15 protein-coding genes, 1 other RNA gene and 1 pseudogene are annotated in these 18,485 nt (G+C 39.9%); 5 read left to right on the top strand and 12 right to left on the bottom strand.

The window, feature by feature from the left end:
• Window positions 1–182 precede the first annotated feature (182 nt).
• From rnpB to AC3ZVC_RS12340, 6 genes and pseudogenes are all read right to left on the bottom strand, one after another.
• Window positions 183–572, bottom strand: an RNA gene (gene rnpB, locus AC3ZVC_RS12365) — RNase P RNA component class B.
• Window positions 573–653: 81 nt separating this feature from the next.
• Window positions 654–952, bottom strand: a pseudogene (gene gpsB, locus AC3ZVC_RS12360) (cell division regulator GpsB).
• A 77-nt stretch (window positions 953–1,029) separates the two neighbouring features.
• Window positions 1,030–1,599 carry an SLOG family protein gene (locus tag AC3ZVC_RS12355; RefSeq protein WP_490068748.1) on the bottom strand — a complete coding sequence of 190 codons (570 nt, stop codon included), beginning with the start codon at window positions 1,597–1,599 and terminating at the stop codon, window positions 1,030–1,032.
• A 189-nt stretch (window positions 1,600–1,788) separates the two neighbouring features.
• On the bottom strand, window positions 1,789–2,214 hold the full coding sequence (locus AC3ZVC_RS12350) for a CotD family spore coat protein (protein WP_490068747.1): 426 nt from the start codon (window positions 2,212–2,214) through the stop codon (window positions 1,789–1,791).
• 338 nt (window positions 2,215–2,552) lie between these two features.
• Window positions 2,553–3,815 carry a DUF6340 family protein gene (locus AC3ZVC_RS12345; protein ID WP_490068745.1) on the bottom strand — a complete coding sequence of 421 codons (1,263 nt, stop codon included), beginning with the start codon at window positions 3,813–3,815 and terminating at the stop codon, window positions 2,553–2,555.
• The gene (locus AC3ZVC_RS12340) at window positions 3,805–6,105 is read right to left on the bottom strand and encodes a DEAD/DEAH box helicase (protein ID WP_490068744.1); all 2,301 of its coding nucleotides are present in this window, start codon (window positions 6,103–6,105) and stop codon (window positions 3,805–3,807) included. The genes AC3ZVC_RS12345 and AC3ZVC_RS12340 overlap by 11 nt, the downstream gene beginning before the upstream one ends.
• Window positions 6,106–6,367: 262 nt before the next feature.
• Between AC3ZVC_RS12340 and AC3ZVC_RS12335 the strand changes: the two genes are divergently transcribed.
• Window positions 6,368–7,060, top strand: a complete 693-nt coding sequence (locus tag AC3ZVC_RS12335) for a Crp/Fnr family transcriptional regulator (protein ID WP_490068743.1) — start codon at window positions 6,368–6,370, stop codon at window positions 7,058–7,060.
• 116 nt (window positions 7,061–7,176) lie between these two features.
• Window positions 7,177–7,653, top strand: coding sequence for an Hsp20 family protein (locus tag AC3ZVC_RS12330; protein WP_490068742.1), 477 nt, complete (start codon window positions 7,177–7,179; stop codon window positions 7,651–7,653).
• Between the two features lie 153 nt (window positions 7,654–7,806).
• Here AC3ZVC_RS12330 and AC3ZVC_RS12325 read toward each other — a convergent pair whose 3' ends face one another.
• The 3 genes from AC3ZVC_RS12325 to AC3ZVC_RS12315 all read right to left on the bottom strand — a co-directional run bounded on the left by AC3ZVC_RS12325 (window position 7,807) and on the right by AC3ZVC_RS12315 (window position 11,968).
• Window positions 7,807–10,218: an ABC transporter permease subunit gene (locus AC3ZVC_RS12325; protein ID WP_490068741.1), complete on the bottom strand. Its 2,412-nt coding sequence runs from the start codon at window positions 10,216–10,218 to the stop codon at window positions 7,807–7,809.
• Entirely contained in the window at window positions 10,211–11,074 is an 864-nt protein-coding gene (locus AC3ZVC_RS12320; RefSeq protein WP_490068740.1) for an ABC transporter permease subunit, read from the bottom strand. The genes AC3ZVC_RS12325 and AC3ZVC_RS12320 overlap by 8 nt, the downstream gene beginning before the upstream one ends.
• Before the next feature lie 309 nt (window positions 11,075–11,383).
• Complete coding sequence (locus tag AC3ZVC_RS12315) at window positions 11,384–11,968, bottom strand: YppG family protein (RefSeq protein ID WP_490068738.1); 585 nt, start codon at window positions 11,966–11,968, stop codon at window positions 11,384–11,386.
• A gap of 390 nt (window positions 11,969–12,358) precedes the next feature.
• Here AC3ZVC_RS12315 and AC3ZVC_RS12310 point away from each other — a divergent pair, with 390 nt between their 5' ends.
• Window positions 12,359–12,574 (top strand): YppF family protein, encoded by a 216-nt coding sequence (locus tag AC3ZVC_RS12310; protein ID WP_490068735.1) that lies wholly within the window; start codon window positions 12,359–12,361, stop codon window positions 12,572–12,574.
• Window positions 12,575–12,603: 29 nt separating this feature from the next.
• On the opposite strand, the gene AC3ZVC_RS12305 is transcribed toward AC3ZVC_RS12310, so the two are convergent.
• The 3 genes from AC3ZVC_RS12305 to AC3ZVC_RS12295 all read right to left on the bottom strand — a co-directional run bounded on the left by AC3ZVC_RS12305 (window position 12,604) and on the right by AC3ZVC_RS12295 (window position 14,700).
• A complete protein-coding gene (locus AC3ZVC_RS12305) occupies window positions 12,604–12,981 on the bottom strand; it encodes a YppE family protein (RefSeq protein WP_490068733.1) in 378 nt (125 codons plus the stop codon).
• 72 nt (window positions 12,982–13,053) lie between these two features.
• Window positions 13,054–13,317: a hypothetical protein gene (locus AC3ZVC_RS12300; protein WP_490068729.1), complete on the bottom strand. Its 264-nt coding sequence runs from the start codon at window positions 13,315–13,317 to the stop codon at window positions 13,054–13,056.
• A gap of 390 nt (window positions 13,318–13,707) precedes the next feature.
• Complete coding sequence (locus AC3ZVC_RS12295; RefSeq protein WP_490068728.1) at window positions 13,708–14,700, bottom strand: DUF2515 domain-containing protein; 993 nt, start codon at window positions 14,698–14,700, stop codon at window positions 13,708–13,710.
• 300 nt (window positions 14,701–15,000) lie between these two features.
• On the opposite strand from AC3ZVC_RS12295, the gene recU reads away from it, so the two are divergent.
• Window positions 15,001–15,615: a Holliday junction resolvase RecU gene (gene recU, locus AC3ZVC_RS12290; protein ID WP_490068727.1), complete on the top strand. Its 615-nt coding sequence runs from the start codon at window positions 15,001–15,003 to the stop codon at window positions 15,613–15,615.
• 38 nt (window positions 15,616–15,653) lie between these two features.
• On the top strand, window positions 15,654–18,338 hold the full coding sequence (locus AC3ZVC_RS12285; protein ID WP_490068726.1) for a PBP1A family penicillin-binding protein: 2,685 nt from the start codon (window positions 15,654–15,656) through the stop codon (window positions 18,336–18,338).
• The last annotated feature ends 147 nt before the right edge of the window (window positions 18,339–18,485 follow it).

Genomic DNA, 18,485 nt, shown 5'->3' with positions numbered 1-18,485 from the left:
AACACATTACCGGCAAGAGGTGATACAACCTTATTGCTCTCGTTTCTTTGATTTATTAGCAAAGCTTATGGTACACAATAGGCTTTTGTAAGTCTTATGATCATTCAACCGAATAAATAAAAAAGCTCCCCTAAAAAAGGAGAGCTTGAATTTATAACACTCATACTGTCTCACTAATAACGTTCTGTAAGCCATGTTTTGTACCGTAGTACTGCAAGCGACAATTGTCTCGTACTCAGGTGGTAATCATCTATCTACAGGCGTTTGCCTGTCCTTCCCGTTGTTCAATTCCTCAGGGAAAGTGCCCCTACCATCATTTGGGTTTCTCGCTCGTGGGGTTTACCTCGTTCCACCCTTTTCATTTCTAAAAAGGCTCCGTCACTGTGGCACTTTCAAGGTATTCATGCCATATCCCGAAGGACTTAGGCATTTTCCCTGCCGTCAGCCGAGCAAATGCCCAACTGCCCTAGCTTATGAATTCGCTAGGCACGAACACTACAGGCATCTCAGCCTGTGCGAGCATGGACTTTCCTCTACAATATGAAATCATATTGCAGCGATTACCCGAACGCTATTAATGATCACAAAGATTATTATATGAAATCTCTGTGGGAATAGCAATGGTTTAAAATAGGAAAAGCTGATAATTTCTGTCAATCATACAATTTGCTGCCAAAAACATGCTTTTCCAGGTTTGACAATCTTTTTAAAATGTCAAAATTCGTTGTACCGGCAGTTTGAGCGGCTGGCCGGCGTGAAGCTTCTTCAACTTGCTTCTTTAACCTCATGTTTTCCTGCTGAATATTTCAATTTCCTGATGGAATGCTTCATAGTCTTTAATGACCAAGTCTAAGAATTTATCTACATCCTCAGGTTTATAACCGCGCATAGCTGTTTTAAACTCTTTTTCCAAAATATCTTTTGCCGTTAATTTAATTTTATCGGATAGCATTACACTCACCTCGGTATATCGCCAATCATCATTATTATTTTTTCAAAAATACGTACATTTGTCAATTTATCATAATATTATTCAAACATGTCTCTTTGTGACAATTGTTCTTCTTCTACAATCAATTGTAAATCATAAAAGGTGATTAGTCTAATTTCATATACATTTTCTTCTTGATATTTTTTTGCAGTTTCATATAAATATTTGGGACTGCCCTCTTTTTCCGAATCATAAAAGAGGAGGAGCACATCGCTTTTATTAACAAGAAAATGATTTTTAAGCCTAAACTGCTGCGGGTTTTCATATGGTTTCCGGGTTACGGAGTCAACAAAATCAGCCTGAGCCAGTATGGATTCATACCATTCTTTATTCGCATCCTTCCATGATGCCTCCTGCTCCAAAAAAGGAGTTATGACTGCAAGCTTCAGTTCGGAATACCCTTCGAGCTGCAGGTCAAAAACAGCTTCAGCAGCCCATAGTTCTGCTCCAAGCTGGCCGCTGATGATTACCCACTTAAGACCATCTTCAAGCAATGAAATCAGGCTTTTCTTTATTGCAATTTTTATGTAACTTACAGCGGGATCATCGTTTTTGAATATCCCTACTTCAAATGGTTTATACCCTGAAACAACTGCTACTTTAGACAAGATGCAAAACTCCTTAAAACATTACTAACTGATAATGTCCTATTTTTTGCTGGGTGTTTTTCTAGAGAAGTTTCTTCTTATAGTATGCAGTTAAGATGAACATTTTTCCAATAAAAAATATAGTTTTGAATACTTTATTGATTTATGCAGAACGACAATATAAAAACAAGGGCAAATAGCCCTTGTTCATTATCTTCCGTAAAAACTTGGCCCTTGCTTAGGGCCCATTCCCGGGCCAGTTGATGCTCCGGCTACTCCTGTTCCTGGACCGCCGTATCCAGGGCCCATTCCCATTCCAGGTCCCGGACCTCCAAATCCAGGGCCCATTCCCATTCCAGGGCCCGGACCTCCAAATCCTGGTCCCATTCCTGGACTATAGGCTCCTGCTACACCAGGTCTTGGCCCCACATTTACATTAGAGGTTGTCACCTCATTCACAACTGATTGAGTATGAGGGTAAGAATGCTGATTCTCATAATTAGTGTGGTTTACATGTGTATGATGTGTAGGATGAATGTGCGGAACCACAACATTTTGGAACGAATGAGTCACACAACATTTTGTCGGGTGAACAACAGCAGGCATAACCTGCGAAGGTCTTGGTCTGCAATGCATGTAAATATCCCCTTTCTGAATTGTATTTACATTAACAACCTATGTAAGAAAGGGGAATCTTGTACTAATGAAAACACCTAATTTTGTATAGTTTCATAGGTCTTTGTTTAGAGCATGCTGTAAAAACTGTCTTTCAGGTTGGAAAAAACGATTGCTGTAGTGAAAATTACAAGGAAGAATAAAACTAAAATTGCTTTATACATATTACCAGCCTCACTATATATTATTCCTAAAAAAGTACCACACAGCTACTTATTTTAACGCTTACAAGAGGTACATACAACTAGGAAATAGTGGATTTTTTTGTCTGGAATATTAAAGTTTTGTTACAAATATATTTACCCTCCATTAGGTACTTTTCGAATGAGACGTTCAAGCCGCTTTTTAAACTCTTCTTCTTTCATACTTATTTTCTCCGTTTGCTTTTCGGATAATTCTGCATAAAGCTCTAATGCTTTTTTTGCATATATAATGGCATGGTTGATATCCTTCAAACGATGCTCATAAATTTTAGCCAGCTCGATACAAGAGATCAACTTGGATTTCAGGCTGCCGCTTTCTGCAGTACCTTTCCATAGCCTGGCCGCTTCAGTCCAGTTTTTATGTTTCTTATGCTCAAATGCCAATGCAAACCTTGCTTCCTGAGCTTCCTGGGTTTTACCATCGGAAATTTTACAGAAAGCTGTTTTTGCTTCTGACGATTCTCCTAATGAAGAAAGCCATCGACCCACTTCGAAGATCTCTCGGGGCGTTTGCCTGGCATCAAGCTGCAATATTTGAAAGGAAAGATGTGTATATAAGCTGATCAGCGATAAAATATCAATTTCGTTATGTTTAATTATCCCGAGCATGCCTTCAGGGTTTTTCCTCTCAACAAAATCAAAATAAATCATGGGTGCGAGGAATCCAGGAATATCATCTTTTCTTTCTATACCCAATACATCTTTTTCAACCGCAGCCAGCTTTATTCTTTCAAGCTTATGCTTCCACATTCTCCTTGCGGCATGGTATAAATCAAAATGCCCGAATGGAGGCAGCTTTGGTACATGTTCCCTGATCAGGGTATGCCTCGTTTTAACCTGGGGCCAGTCGAAAGCCTTCCCGTTGTAGGTCACCATCGTTGAATAATCAATACTTTCAAGAAAACTTTTATATAAAGGAATCTCGGCGCCTGGGTGCGGGAGAATATGCTGCTTCAATTTTATCTTATTTCCTTTAAGGCTGGCTTGTCCGAGCAAAAATATAGAATTTCCGGCTCCTCCGCCCAATCCTGTTGTCTCTGTATCAAAGAAAAAAATATTTTCCGGATCATGGCCGGCAGCAGACAGAGGGTGTTTGATACTTGAAGAATTCCATGCTTCCACTGCTGCTGCAAATTGACCAAATGAATAAATACCATGCATCTGATCAAGACTATATTCCTTTTCTCTTATAAGACAATATGCATCTTCAAAATAAAATGGATAGACGCCATCCTTTTCCCAAAGGTCTTTATAAGGCACATCTATAGTTAGATCCTTTCTTTTAATAGGGGCAGGCATATTGCTTTTGTCATTACCGAGGTGGTTTTTTAGCCTATTCAGCTTATTCTTAATGGACAATGTTATCACCCACACCACTTTCTTCATTTTTAAAAGAAGCCAGAATCCTTAGAACATCTTTTTTGGCTGTTTCAGAGGAAGTATCCGTACCAATGCATGAAGGGCAGCCATGTTCACAAGAACATCTGCTGACCATTTCCATGGTTTCATGCATAATATGTTCAATTCCAGCAAATACTTTTTCGCTTAAACCCACACCGCCAGGGTACCGGTCATAGAAAAAGATCGTCGGTTTTTCATTATGGGCAGCCTTTACTTGAGGTACCACATGGACATCCTGAGGGTCGCACATAACAAACAGAGGAACAATATGCTTGAGTGCATGTGCAGTTCCAATAAGGCCCTGTTCGAGACGGTCCTGTTTAAACTTTATGGATTCTTCCTTTAAGGATAACCAGGTTGAGCTAGTGTGGAGCTCTTCTTCAGGCAGAGTAATCGGACCAGATCCTATATTTTCATGTGTTTCAAATTTTATTTTTTTAAAGATTGTAGCCATTGCCACAACACTTACATCTCCAAAACCTATTTCGCCTATGGAAGATATCCTTGATTTGTCCTGTTCGAGCACCTTCAGTTCAACTGCCAGGTTGGCATCTGTGAAATAGTCGACATCTACCTCGCGGACGAAGGCTTTTTTCTCTTCCCAGTCCAGCATTTCCACTTGAAACTGTGTACCCTGATGGAGATAGATCGCTTCTTCATGGAGGAGAGTCATAGCAGAAAAGCGATCCATTTCCCCAATTACTTTTGCATTCGCAACATCAGATTGGTCAATAATGACTACATTCTCCTGAGAAGCTGAACGAAGGCTGATATTATGGGCTGGAAAAGAGTCATTCATCCAGTAATATTTACCTCCATTTTGATGGAGAACTCTTTCCTCTGCCAGGTATTCCAAAACCTCTTCCGTTTCAAAAGTGCCAAAACGATCTCCAGCGTTAAATGGGAGCTCGTAGGCTGCGCATTTGATATGATCCACTAAAATAATGAGGTTGTCCGGGTTTATTCGGGCAGTCTCAGGGCTTTTATTAAAAAAGTAATCAGGGTTTTGAATGACGTATTGATCCAGCGGGCTGGAGCTTGCAACCATGATGACCAGTGACTCGCCATGTCTTCTCCCTGCACGCCCTGCCTGCTGCCAGGAGCTGGCAATTGTACCAGGATATCCGGTCATGACACACACCTGAAGCTGGCCTATATCCACACCCAGCTCAAGGGCATTGGTACTTACAACTCCATATATATCCCCTGAACGGAGCCCCTTTTCAATTTGACGCCTTTCGGTTGGCAAATAGCCACCCCTGTAGCCTCGAATGGCTTTTGGGCCAAGCTTATGTTTGACAAGCTCCTGCAGATAGGACAGCAGAATCTCGACCCTGACCCGGCTTCTTGCAAACACAATGGTCTGTATTTTATTTTTCAGGAGCTCACCTGCCAGCTTTCTCGCTTCCAGGGTGGCGCTCCTCCTGATATTCAATGGTTTATTGACAATAGGCGGATTGTAAAAAACAAAATGCTTTTTCCCGCTTGGAGCTCCATTATTATCGATAAGTTTGACCGGCTTTTCTGTAAGTTTCTCTGCAAGCTCAAGCGGGTTTGCAATTGTCGCAGAAGTACAAATAAAAATCGGATCACTTCCATAGAACCGGCAAATCCTCCTTAGTCGGCGAATTACATTTGCCACATGGCTTCCAAATACGCCTCTATAAATATGAAGTTCATCAATTACTACGTATTTAAGGTTCTCAAACAAGGAAACCCATTTTGTATGATGGGGCAATATTGCCGAATGCAGCATGTCCGGATTTGTAATGACCACATGGCCAGCCCTCCGTACTTTTTGACGGATGTTTGCTGGAGTATCTCCATCATATGTATAGCTATTTATATTCAACCCAGATTCCTGAATGATTTCATTGATTTCACTTTTTTGATCCTGTGCCAATGCTTTTGTCGGAAACATATAAAGAGCCCGGGCATTTGGGTCATTTACAATCGTTTGAAGCACAGGAAGGTTATAGCACAGCGTTTTTCCGGAGGCAGTCGGTGTAACTGCTACAAGGCTTTGCCCCTTCATTGCGGTTTGATAAGAGGTTTTTTGGTGAGTATAGAGCCTTGTAATCCCTCTCTTTAACAACGCGTCCTTTATCGATGGATGAATGTCATCAGGAAGGTCCGCTGTTTTTGCTTCTTTTTCCTCAATTGTATGCCAATGAACGATATTTTCTCTGTATTGTTGTTCAGAAATGAGTTCCTTCATAATTTCAGGCAGATTTTTGCGTACTTTCATCTTTTTCACCTCATATCCCTATTCTAGCGAATAAACGTTCGTTCTAACAGAAGAAAGTCGTAAATCCCATTAACTTTTTCTGGAAATCTATAAGGTGAATTTTTTGCTAATTTACTGAAGGCATAAATATACTGACTATTCCAGGCGAGGAATGCCGTATACTAAAATAAACTGGTATGTTTATAGAATTTAAATAGGTATAAAAATTCTTCATCTTTTTTGTTACAATAAGCTTATTAGAATGGGAAGTATGAGGTGAATTATGAAAGCAGCAGAAATTAAGAAAGTTCTTTCTCAATTCTCACTTTTTCGGGAGCTTAACGATGAAGAACTTGATAAAGTTGTTGAAATTTCAATTTCAAGGGAATGGAAAAAAGGAAGCCATGTTTTTCTCCAGGATGATCCTTTGGAAAATGTTTATTTTATTAATAACGGCAGAATAAAGATATATAAAAGTGATATTAATGGAAAAGAGCAAATTGTCGCGATCTTAACCAAAGGCGAGATGTTCCCGCATGTAGGTTTTTTCCGGAAGGGCGGATATCCTGCTTTTTCCGAAGTACTAGAAAACGCCCAGCTTGTTGTGGTCCCGATTGCTCAATTTGAGAAAGTTCTCATTGAAAATCCTGAATTATGCATCAAAGTATTTAAGGTGCTTGGGGAAAAAATCGTTGATCTGCAAGAAAGATTAGAGGCACAAATATTAAATAATACCTATGAGCAAATAATAAAACTGCTCGTACGGCTTGCGAAAATGCACGGACAGGAAATCGAAGAAGGCTCCTTCATCCTCAAGGGCGATTTTACCAATAAGGATCTTGCCAATATGATTGGCACCACAAGAGAAACTGTCAGCAGAACTTTAACAAAGATGAAAAAAGATAAATTAATTCAAACCGATAAAGATGGGCATTTAATCATAAAACCTGACCAGCTATTCGAAGAGATTTTTTAAGGACCGCATCCAAGCGGTTTTTTTTTATCCTTCAATAGCCTGCTCCATCAGGAACATTCACCCAATGGGCAGCATACGATAAAATGAATAATCCTGTATGAGAGGGGATGCATGTTATGGAGGAACCAAAGAAGAGAGACAGAAATAGAGATCGAAACGAGCCGTTTGGTGATTTAATGAAGTCCATGAATCAGCTATTTCACGAGAAACCGGTGAAAGGTTTTCTGCAGACGATGGATGATTTCTTTAAGAACCCCTTCCCTTTTGCTTCTTCCTTCCATGTAGATGTTTCAGAAACAGAGAAAGAACATATCATTACTGCAGAGCTCCCTGGCATTAATAAAGAGCAAATCCACATCGATATTCTGGACAATTATATTACGATCTCTGTTAAATCTGCTGAAACGATAACTGAAGAGGATGAGAACAGAAAAATATTCAGAAGACAGCAAAGCCTGCAGCGTTCCAGCCGGACTATTCCCCTTCCACAGCCGGTAAATGAAAAAAAAGTAAAAGCGGTTTACCAAAATGGACTGCTACAGATTACAGTGCCAAAACAGCAGGGAAAAAGAATACTTATTGATGAAAGCTGAACCGGACCACTGCCATAATTCTGCTGGGAATCCTCTACCACTGAGCTCTTTTAAATTGTATGGTTAAACAAAAACAAGCAGATTGATAGACTGCTTGTTTTTGTGTTAAGTATTTCAATTTTATTGACATTCAAACTGACAGGAAATAAACGTTTAACTGCTTGTTTTATTTGAAGTATCCAGCCAGTTATTAAAATAGCCAGTGGGAACGCTGAAATAATCTTTAGTAAACCGGATAAATTCCTGTGTATCTACCTCTTTATAACGGAACTTTTGATAATAATCGGATAGATACTGCATACCTACTTCCTTAGGCGTTTCGCCCTTTTGCCTGTACTTTTCCTGGATCATCTTATAGATTTCCAGGGTTGGCTGGCCATATACGAAGCCAGTATGTTTTATCTGATCAAGCGGGACATTAGAATACTGCCTGCCAAGACCTTCTTCCTCAACTGCCTCCATTCGATAACGGGAGATTCCAAACGCCTGCGGTTCGGGCTGATGTTCACCAGCATAATAATACATGGATGTGGCAAACTCTGTTATACCTTCATCAACCCATGCGTGGTGATAGGGATCATTAGCTACCACTCCATAAAAATATTGATGGGCAATTTCATGGACGATTGAAATATCATAAAATCGTTTATCCTCTATGTAAGGGTTGATGGTTACGATTCCGGGATACTCCATAAACTGGCCCTTATCCAGAACAATATCAAGCTGGTTATGGGGATACTCCCCTATGTTCTCCTGATAAAAAGACAGTGCTTTACGGGCGAGTTCCAGGGAAGCAGCCGGATCTTTGTCATGATTATTTCTCGTAAATAACCGGATTTTCACACCATCCTCACCTTCCGCTTCATACATATCCATATCCTTCATGACAGCAATGAAAAAGTCCCTTACTCTCTCTGCTTTAACGGCTCCTTCGTTCGTTTCCGCTTCAGGATCCTTTTCGGCAGTTGAAACAAATGTATATCCATTAGGCAATTTATATGAAATTTTGAAATCGGAGAAGCCAGTATGATATGTTTCCAGCCCCTCTATATAAGGCTCTTTATTCCACTTGCCATTTTGGTAAACCGCTGCCATTGGATACCACTGAGCAAGATAATAGTTAGAGCTTACCTTTGAAAAACGGCTGCCTTTTTCAGGCACTGTAAAGCTATACTTTATCCTTACTTTGTGTTTAGTTCTATCTGCCATCCCTTCACTGACAGCGATTTTTAAGGTATCATCCTCTAATGTATACTTCGCTTGCTGCCCATTCAAGGTCACTTCTTTGATTTCTGACTCGGAATGTCCCTCAACGGATTCGAATTGATGCCCCTCTTTAAAGACATTGGGTATATAGTAAAATACAAGTTCTTCCCATTCCTCATCCGATTTATTTTTTAATTGGATATCCGCTTCGGCTGAAAAGATCCCGTTTGCATCCATTTCCAAATCAAGGGTATATTCAGCCTGGCTGCCGCTTTTGACACCTATATCCGCGTCCTTTGTAGCTGTCACATAAATCCCTGCTCCAGCAAAAGCAATTACCAGCAAGCCTAGAGCGATTTTGGAAGTGGAAAGCGTCCAAAAACCTCTCTTTGCATTATACTGCTTTCTCGCTGGAAGCACCTGGGGCTCATGCCCAGTCTTTATCCAAGGTGTACGCTGGTAGTTAGATTGAAAACGATTCTTTAACCCATTGGCAAGCAGGCTAAAGGAGGCGGTTGTAAATAAAAGCACGATTAATGGCACAAGCAAAATATGGGTGCTTCCATAAATATTCCCTCTTGCCTGGCCGACAAGGCCTGCCAATTCTTTTGTTACAGAAAGATAAATGATCGGATCATATCTCATGATTGTACCGCCCACAAATATATTCATGAGAGCAAGCTGCCCCATAAGGGCAATCACATAGACAATCTCCAGAATAAACATGACTAAAAAAGATTCCTTTAATTGCGGAAAGATATGCTTCCATATAAGGCGGTGTTTGCTTGCCCCGAGTACCCTTCCGGCATCAATATAAACCGATTGATATAATTCGGCTGTTTTAAGTCTTACTGACGAAACAATACTTGGAATACTGATTACCGACGCTATAATAATGAAATAGCCAATAAGTGTGCTTGTTTCCAAGGAGCTATTAAAGCTAATCGGTGATAGAAAAAAATAGAGAATTAAAAAAAGCGGAACATAGCTCCAGGCATTTTCGAAAGCAATCATCCATCCGGGAGTTTTTTTCCAGGTTCCAATATACAAGCCGATAATTGTCCCAAAAACCATTTTAATGGCGGTGACAGCAGCAGCTATAATGACCGTATATCGAAGCCCATTCAGTATCATAGACATTAGATCATAGCCCCATTTGTCGGTGCCCAGAGGGTAAGAGTCTGATTCAAAAGGTCCCATGGGCGGTGCAAGCACTTTCCCATTTGTATATTGCGTTTCAAGCGTCGAAGTCAATGAGTGCGGAGCGAGCATTGGGCCAAAAATGCAGAAAAAAAGCAGTACTGTGACCAGGAAGGTTCCAATATATAATGAGTAATTTACCTTTAGCAGCCTATTCATAAATAAAACCCCGTTTAAACAGATAGAATAAAAGCCTAATTGAAACATAGACAATAAGAGATATTAAAAGCATGGCAAATAATCCAATTGCAATTGGCTGCACTTCATGGCTTTGGAACACAAACTTTGTAATACCAGAAACATTCATGATGTATTCAATAATAAACAAATTGCCGATCGCCAAAGAAATTACTTTAACAAGCTCAGCTTTAATGAAAGGCTCTATATTTTTATAGACATGCTGAAAATTTATGTAACCTAATCCCATCCCCTTTGCAACAGCCGTTTTAATATAGTCTTCACCGCTGGTTTGATAGTACTTTACGGATACGAGTTTAAACAAATATAACGTTGGTGCAATAGCCACAAGCATGGTTGGGAACCAGATGTTAAGCGCGCCGCCATCCGGCCTTAGTGAAATCACTCTTACCCCCGTCACTTTATATACTTTTACAGCAATAATCATGGACATGACGATGATAATAAAATCAGGAATTGCTGCAAGGATATTCAAGAACATGCCAAAGATTTTCGTTGGCCGGAACCTGCTTATAAATACACCAAATAACAGGCTAATGAAGACTGCTGAAATTACACCCGTTAAAACAATTTGTAAACTTGTTAAAAAATTATCGCCGATATCCTCTGCTATCGGCCGGGTTTGCCTGCCCAGCTGATATGTTCCGAGGCTCCCATGGCTTATTTCTGTGATAAAATCCCCATAAATCTCAGGCAGGCTGTCAAATTTCCAATCCATGCCTCCCTCCATCGGATCTACTGAAACGATTTTTGGCAAAGCTGCAAGAAGTAATATCAAAACAAATATAATAAATATTTGCTGCACAGCTCGAACCATAATAACCCCCCTTTAATGACTTCTAGTCATTTTTCTATTTTTTCACTTTCATCTAAATTTTGCAATCATTCAACAGCTAATGAGTGAGTTATTTACCGGATAATTTGACATATTCTTTTTAATGCAAAAGCTCTGCAAAATCGCCTTTTGTTTTCTGTACAATCAACAAAGTGCCAAAAAAAACAAAGCCTATGAACAAAGCCATCGCAAAAATAGACCAGCTATTCTATTTTCAAATATATTCAATTTTTTTTCAAGTCTGATTTTTCATCACAATATAAAAAGGCCTTAACGGCCCTTTAGGAAAAACTAAACTTTAAATATTCCTCCCAGCCCCTTCACCATCGACGAAACCTGTGTTACAGCATTCATCATTTGACCGGCTGTATCCACCATCTTATTGAGATCCAGCGAGCCATCCTGTGCTTTAAATGAATTCATAATTGTCTGGACTCCAGAAGGCTGCTTCGGAATGAATGACTGTTTAGGATACGGGTTCATATACGGATAAGGAGACACTGGCTGCTGCTGCTTAGAATTAGTTCCATAGTATTCTTCCGATTCTAATGGATTCTGAAAGATGCTAGTGTTTTGTGAGGCTGGAGCAGGATAATAATTGGATCCATAGCCCTGTGAAGGATATGGATTTGGACCATAATTGGGCTGTGCATCCTGCATTGGATATTGTACAGGGTAAGGCTGCTGGTAGGTCATTCCATATGGAGCATAGTAAGGATTCCATTGTCCCGATGATACCTGAAAATCGTGCATTGGCTGTTGCCTCATATAATTTTGGCCATTCATCCCCAAGTAGAATGGATCACTGGAAGAAAACTGGTTCCAATGTCCGTATGGCTGGAAATGGCTGGCTCTATTTGTTTTTCGGCCAAACATGGGCAAACACCCTCCTTATTACAATAATAAATGTAAGATATTTATTAGTTATGATATAGGTATATTGCCTACCTTCACTTCATCAATACAATATATGTAATACATGCCCAGAGTGTGAAAAGCCGAAAACTGCTAATGTTCTTTTTCAGTCATTAAAAACTTCCTGCACTTTCATGAGTACCTGCCGATAGACAGATAAAATATCTTTTGGAAGCGTTTTCTATTTTTGTCTAACCATGCGGAAACATGTCGGAAGTTTGATTTTTTTAAAAACGATGAAAAATTATTTTTCATGTTAGGATATAAAAAACAAACTATTTCTTGTCCCCTTATTCATGTCACGGTACTGCGAGGATCTCGCGAATCAATATTAAGAGGAGGCATTATCAAATGAATGTTCACGAACTAAAAAAGAAGTTTCAGCAATTACGGGAGTATACTCCTGAAAATGTTAATGAGTTATTGGATTTTGCCAAAAAGGCCTACATCCACAATGAAATTTCCAGTACAGATTATCGCAATCTTGTTCGTGAGCTCGAAGCTCATGGGGCTGCCGTTCCGGAAAGCTATAAAGATAGCTCCCTCCATGATTCAATTAATGTTTAATAGAGAACTGCGCAAAAGAGGGGAACCAATTAGGTTCCCCTCTTATCTTCTGTTAATAAATCTATTAATTGTTTTAGCACATATATTGCTGAGTTCACATAATTTATGAATCTTGTTTTGCTTGTTTCAGGGAAAAATGCCTGAATGGAAACCATCTCGATGTGCTCAGAAGCCGAATCGACTTGCTGCGGATAAAGATTTTTCGGCTTATATTCTTTTACCCACACTACCGCTTCGGTCTTCCACCTATCATTTATGGCTTTAACTTCATCTGCGAAAGGCTTCACCTCGTTATAGAAATCACCCTTTTCCCCTGACTCCTTTACACGTTTAAACTTGTCGTCCGAAGCTTGTACATATACCACTAACTGTTCTGTTAATTGCAGAAGTTCTTGTTCATTGCCCATTGATTATCAGCTCCAAAAATAAAAGTAGCTATTATAAATTAGCTACTGAATGTTAGTGCTATTTTATTTCACTTAAAAGCCAAGTTCAAGCTGCATGCTTTTAGACCCTTTGGCATTTTCTGTCTCAGACTTTGTTTCGGAGAAGGCTGTCAGTTCATTTTCAATCGTTTCGAGTTTATTTCCACAAATTGTTATTTTATCTACCTGATCTTCATACCAGTTTTGGCGAAGGCCAGATAAATTTGATTCAAGAACGCTTTCAAGCTCCTCAAGCTGATCATATATTTCCGTCAGCATAGCCAGCAATTCTTTTTTTTCAACGATTTTCCCTTGCATGTAAAAACCTCCCCATTCTTTTCTCCTTGCTTTCTTTATTACCCTATTGTGGAAGCAATGATAAATTTTTTGCTGTGTGCCTACCTATTTCTCTCCGGGAAAGAGGTTTCCTTCAACGCTGACAAAACTAGAAGAGATTCGCCAAAGAAAGTACTTATTTGCATGTAAAATTCTTTAATTCGACATCCGCCAAGGAATGAAAAAAAAGCCATTGAACAAACTATATATCGGAGGTGTTTACTAATGGCAAAAAAAGAAAAACAAAATAAGGTTCAGCCTAAGAAATTGGAAGAAACAAAGACAGGCTATGGAAATAAAAAACTAGAAGGCCCTGACCGTCCATCAACTTAAGAACCTCAATAGGAAAAGCAAGGAAAGTTCCTTGCTTTTTTATTTGGAATTAAACAGGTTCCCTAGCCAAGCAGCTGCTTTCAGCTGCTTTTGTTTGTGCAAATACCACTCTGTTATATGGATTGGATGTCTTTGACTTACGGTTTCTTTTTGCCATTTTTTCTGAATTCGCTTTTTTGAAGACCAATCATTAAATTGATGAATGTGATGATTAATTATAGGGTATGTACAGCGTAGGAAAGGAGTGTTTCTTGGTGTCCCCTTCTTAAAATACTTTTCATAATCGTGTCTTGAGCCTGTATGAATTGTGGTGGATGCGAATTCATAAATAGCCGAATAGTAACCGGGGTCGAACAAAATTTCAGCAAGCCTTTTTCCGAGGTCTATCCTTTTAGACACCGACCTGAAGCCGTTAACACTGGCTCCGTATAATTCACCTTTACATGTAGGGAAGATAACAGAGCTAAAATGAAAATAATCCTGAAAGCAAAAAAGCAGTGAATGAAAAACTTTATTTTTATAAACAGGGTGCTCCATCACTGGCTCTTGGATCACATTCTGTTCATTAATAATAAGTGAAGTTATTAACCTCTTTTTATTTCCTTCACACCAGAAATGCAGCCATTCCCGTTCCATAAATGATGAAACATGAAAAGTTTTTAATAAATGAAACATTGGCCGATTCATTTTCGTCGAATAATGATAGATGAGCAATTGAGGATATGCATCCTGAAAGATCATCCAATTGGCTCGTTCATATGTTAGGTAAAGCATATCCCTCACCTGCTTTCCAATAAGTTTTGGAAAGCAGGCGCCTTCAAGATCGCACATATTCCATCCCGCATTACGCGACACCATGGAGGCAAGAAAAGCCCAGCAAATTTCGGGGTGCTCCCTATAAAACTCAAAATAGGCATCTGTCCTGGAAATATTATCAATATTTTTTTTGGCAGTCATTTTGTTAATGTGCTTTATTAATAATTGCTCGTTTTTTGCAAAACGAGAAAAGGTATATTTTCCAGGTAAAAACATAGCATTTCACCTCAGGAAATGAATAAGTATTAACGCAGGCTACACATCATTAAAACTTTATCAGCTGAAACCAAGCCATTGGGGGCTAACTGGCCGTTTAGGCCAGATTTGTTTAACAAGACTAAACTTATTTGGCAACATCCTTGTGGGCCGGCGTCGACGGTGCCTCATCTAACCACCAGCGGAAAAGGCATCCAATGACGAAAGTTTCCCTTAGCGTTTGTTAATTAGAACTTTTTATTCAACCAAAAATTGCTGACTTTTGTTATGATAGGGAGTAGTTTAAAACGGGGTGACTGCATGAATTTCCATTATCCGAATGGCAGGAAATATGTCCCTGCTGCAAAAAGTACCAAAACAATAAAAGCAGAGAAAAAATGGTCCTACAGCAATCGCGGGATGACTCTGGAGGAAGATATAAATGAAACAAATGATTTCTACCTGGAACACGGCATAGCTTCAATCCATAAAAAGCCTACACCTGTCCAAATTGTACAGGTAGATTATCCAAAGAGAAGTGCAGCAGTAATCAAAGAGGCATATTTTAAACAAGCATCAACAACAGATTATAATGGTGTTTATAAAGGTAAATATATTGATTTTGAAGCAAAGGAAACTCAAAATACCACCTCTTTTCCGCTTAAAAACTTTCATGAACACCAAGTTAAGCATATGGAAACAGTTTTGGCCCAGAATGGAATTTGCTTTGTACTTCTTCGCTTTTCAGCAACTGAAGAAGTATACCTCTTAGAGGCGCATTATTTGCTCACCTACTGGAAAAGAATGAAGGATGGAGGAAGAAAATCCATTACCAAAACAGAAGTTGAAAGCAGCGGGCATCACATCCCGCTTGGATTTCAGCCCAGAATTGACTATATTAAGATAATAGATTATCTTTATAACCTTAACTACTAATTTTTTCAGTCTGATTGTCAGAAAGGATGAACATATATATGGCAGAAAAATATCAATCAAGAGAGGAGCGCCGCAAACAGCAATCCAAGCCAAAAAATAAGGGGAAGAAGAAAGCTTCAGGTACTTTTAAACGTATTTTTCTTATTTTAATTGCTCTTGGAATCGCTGGAATGCTTTTAGGTGCTGGCACATTTGCTTTTATGATTAAAGATGCTCCCAAGCTTGATGAAAAGCTATTGAAGGATCCGATTTCTTCACAAATTTATGATATGGAAAACAATTTCATTGTAGATGTAGGATCTGAAAACAGAGATTATGTTGCCTATGAAGATATACCCAAACTTGTTGAGAATGCCTTTTTGGCAACTGAGGATGTCCGTTTTTATAAACATAATGGGATGGACTTAATTCGATTAGGGGGAGCAGTGATTGCCAACGTAACCCGTGGATTTGGTTCAGAGGGAGCCAGTACGATTACCCAGCAGGTAGTCAAGAACTCATTTTTAAATAATGATAAAACGCTTAGCAGGAAAGCACAGGAAGCATGGCTTTCATTCCAGCTTGAGCGAAAGTATACAAAACAGGAAATTTTCGAAATGTATGTCAACAAAATTTATATGTCAGAAGGCCATGGTGTCCTAACAGCTTCGAAGATCTTTTTTGATAAAGAATTGGATGAGCTGGAGCTGCATGAAGCTGCCCTTTTGGCAGGCATGCCGCAAAGCCCAAACAACTACAATCCGTTCGACTATCCTGAGAAAGCAGAAAAACGGAGAAATATTGTGCTTTCACTTATGAATCAGCATGGTTTCATATCTAAGGAAGAAATGGATGCAGCGCAAAAAGTTCCTGTTGAATCCACTCTTGTAGCAGAAGATAAAAGAGAAACTGATGAATCAAATTATGATGCTTTTATAGATGTGGTGTTAGACGAGGTTGAAAAGAAGTACCCGGATCTCGATCCTTATTCTGATGGATTAAAAATTTATACAACCCTGGATCCTAATGCCCAGAAGCATGTTGAAACAATTTTAAACACAAATGAAGTTGTTGAATATCCAGATGAAGAGTTCCAGGCTGGTATTACCCTGCTTGATACTAAAACAGGCGAAATCAGGGCGATTGGCGGAGGACGGAACCAAAAAGTTAAGCGCGGATTTAATTTCGCTGTGGACCAAAAGAGACATGCAGGTTCAACTTTTAAACCAATTGTCGATTACGGCCCTGCGATCGAATATTTAAAATGGGGAACATATCATACGATTGTGGATGAACCCCATACTTACACAGGCGGAACAGAAATCAATAACTGGGATGGAACACACATGGGCCCAATGTCCATGCGTGAAGCCCTCGCACGTTCACGGAATATCCCAGCCTTGAAAACTTTGCAGGAAGTAGGAACAGATAAAGCACTCGAATTCACCAAGAACTTAGGTATTCCAATGGATGAAATGTATGAATCCTATTCTATCGGTGCTTATGAGGTTTCATCCATGCAAGTTGCAGGAGCTTATAGTGCTTTTGGAAACAATGGCTTTTACACGGAACCGCATGCAGTAAAACAAATTGAAATGCGTGATGGAACAAAGCTTGATTTAAAACCTGAATCTGAAGTTGTCATGAAGGATTACACAGCATTCATGATCAGTGACATGCTTAAGAGTGTTGTGAAATCATCATATGGAACAGGCCGATTGGCTGACGTTCCCGGCCTCCCTGTAGCAGGAAAAACCGGGACTACGAATTACCCTAAAGAACAAGAACAAGAATTTGGAATACCAGATGGCGCTGTTCCTGATGCATGGTTTGCGGGTTATACGACAAACTATACCGCTGCCATTTGGACGGGATATCAAGACAGAAAGAACTATATCAGTGCGGGTGCTGACCAAAAAATTGCCCAAAAACTTTTTAGCAATTTAATGGCACATGTATCCCAAGGAAAAGAAACAGCAGACTTTAAAGTTCCTAAGACTGTGGAAAAGGTAGCGATTGAGAAAGGCAGCAACCCTGCTAAACTAGCAAGCCAATTCACACCAAAAGACCAAATAATTTATGAATATGCTGTAAAAGGAAATGCTCCAACAGAAGTATCCGAGAAATTTGATAAACTGGACTCCCCATCCGGCTTGGGAGCAAGCTATGACCAGGCAGCAAATGAAATCACACTTACTTGGGAATATCCAGAAGATGCAGAAGGCACTCAGTTTGAAGTAACCGTATCGGTGAATGAAGGCGGCGACCAGCAGCTTAGCACTACATCCGAAAAGGGCTTAAAGGTTGCCAACCCACAACCGGGCGCTGTGTACACCTTTAAAGTAACAGCCATTCGAGGAAACCAGCAAAGTGATCCTGCATCTGTAAAGGTTGAAATCCCTGATCCAAGCATCATCGAGGAAGATGATACTGAAGGAGAAGAACAGGATGATACCGTTGAAGAAGGCCAGGATGGCCAAGACAGCGATCAGGGCGGTAACCAGGATGACGGCGGTTCTGAAGAAGATGGCGGAAATGAAGAAGACCAAGGTGACGGCGAAGGTAACGACACCGGTGAAGGCGAAGGTGGAGGTGATGGCGACGGTGACGGCGACGGTACTGGAACCGGAAATGGCGGCACAGGCACCGGTACCGGAACAGGCACTGGAGACGGCACAGGCGGCAATGCTGGAGGCTCTGGTTCTGGAACTGGCTCAGGGTCTGGATCAAGTTCTACCAATTAAAGTAAATCAAAAAAAGCTGACTCGAATATGAGTCAGCTTTTTCGATGTTGAGTGTGATTCAATGTTGTGTGCTGAATCCGACGTTTACGAACCTGAATTCTTAATATGAGTAGGATGGAACCCATTTTTGCGAGACTACCACCCTTT

The sequence above is a fragment of the Cytobacillus sp. C11.1 genome, assembly GCF_058145115.1.
The sequence above is the reverse complement of the archived record's forward strand: the minus strand, read 5'-3'. Positions and strand labels throughout refer to the sequence as shown.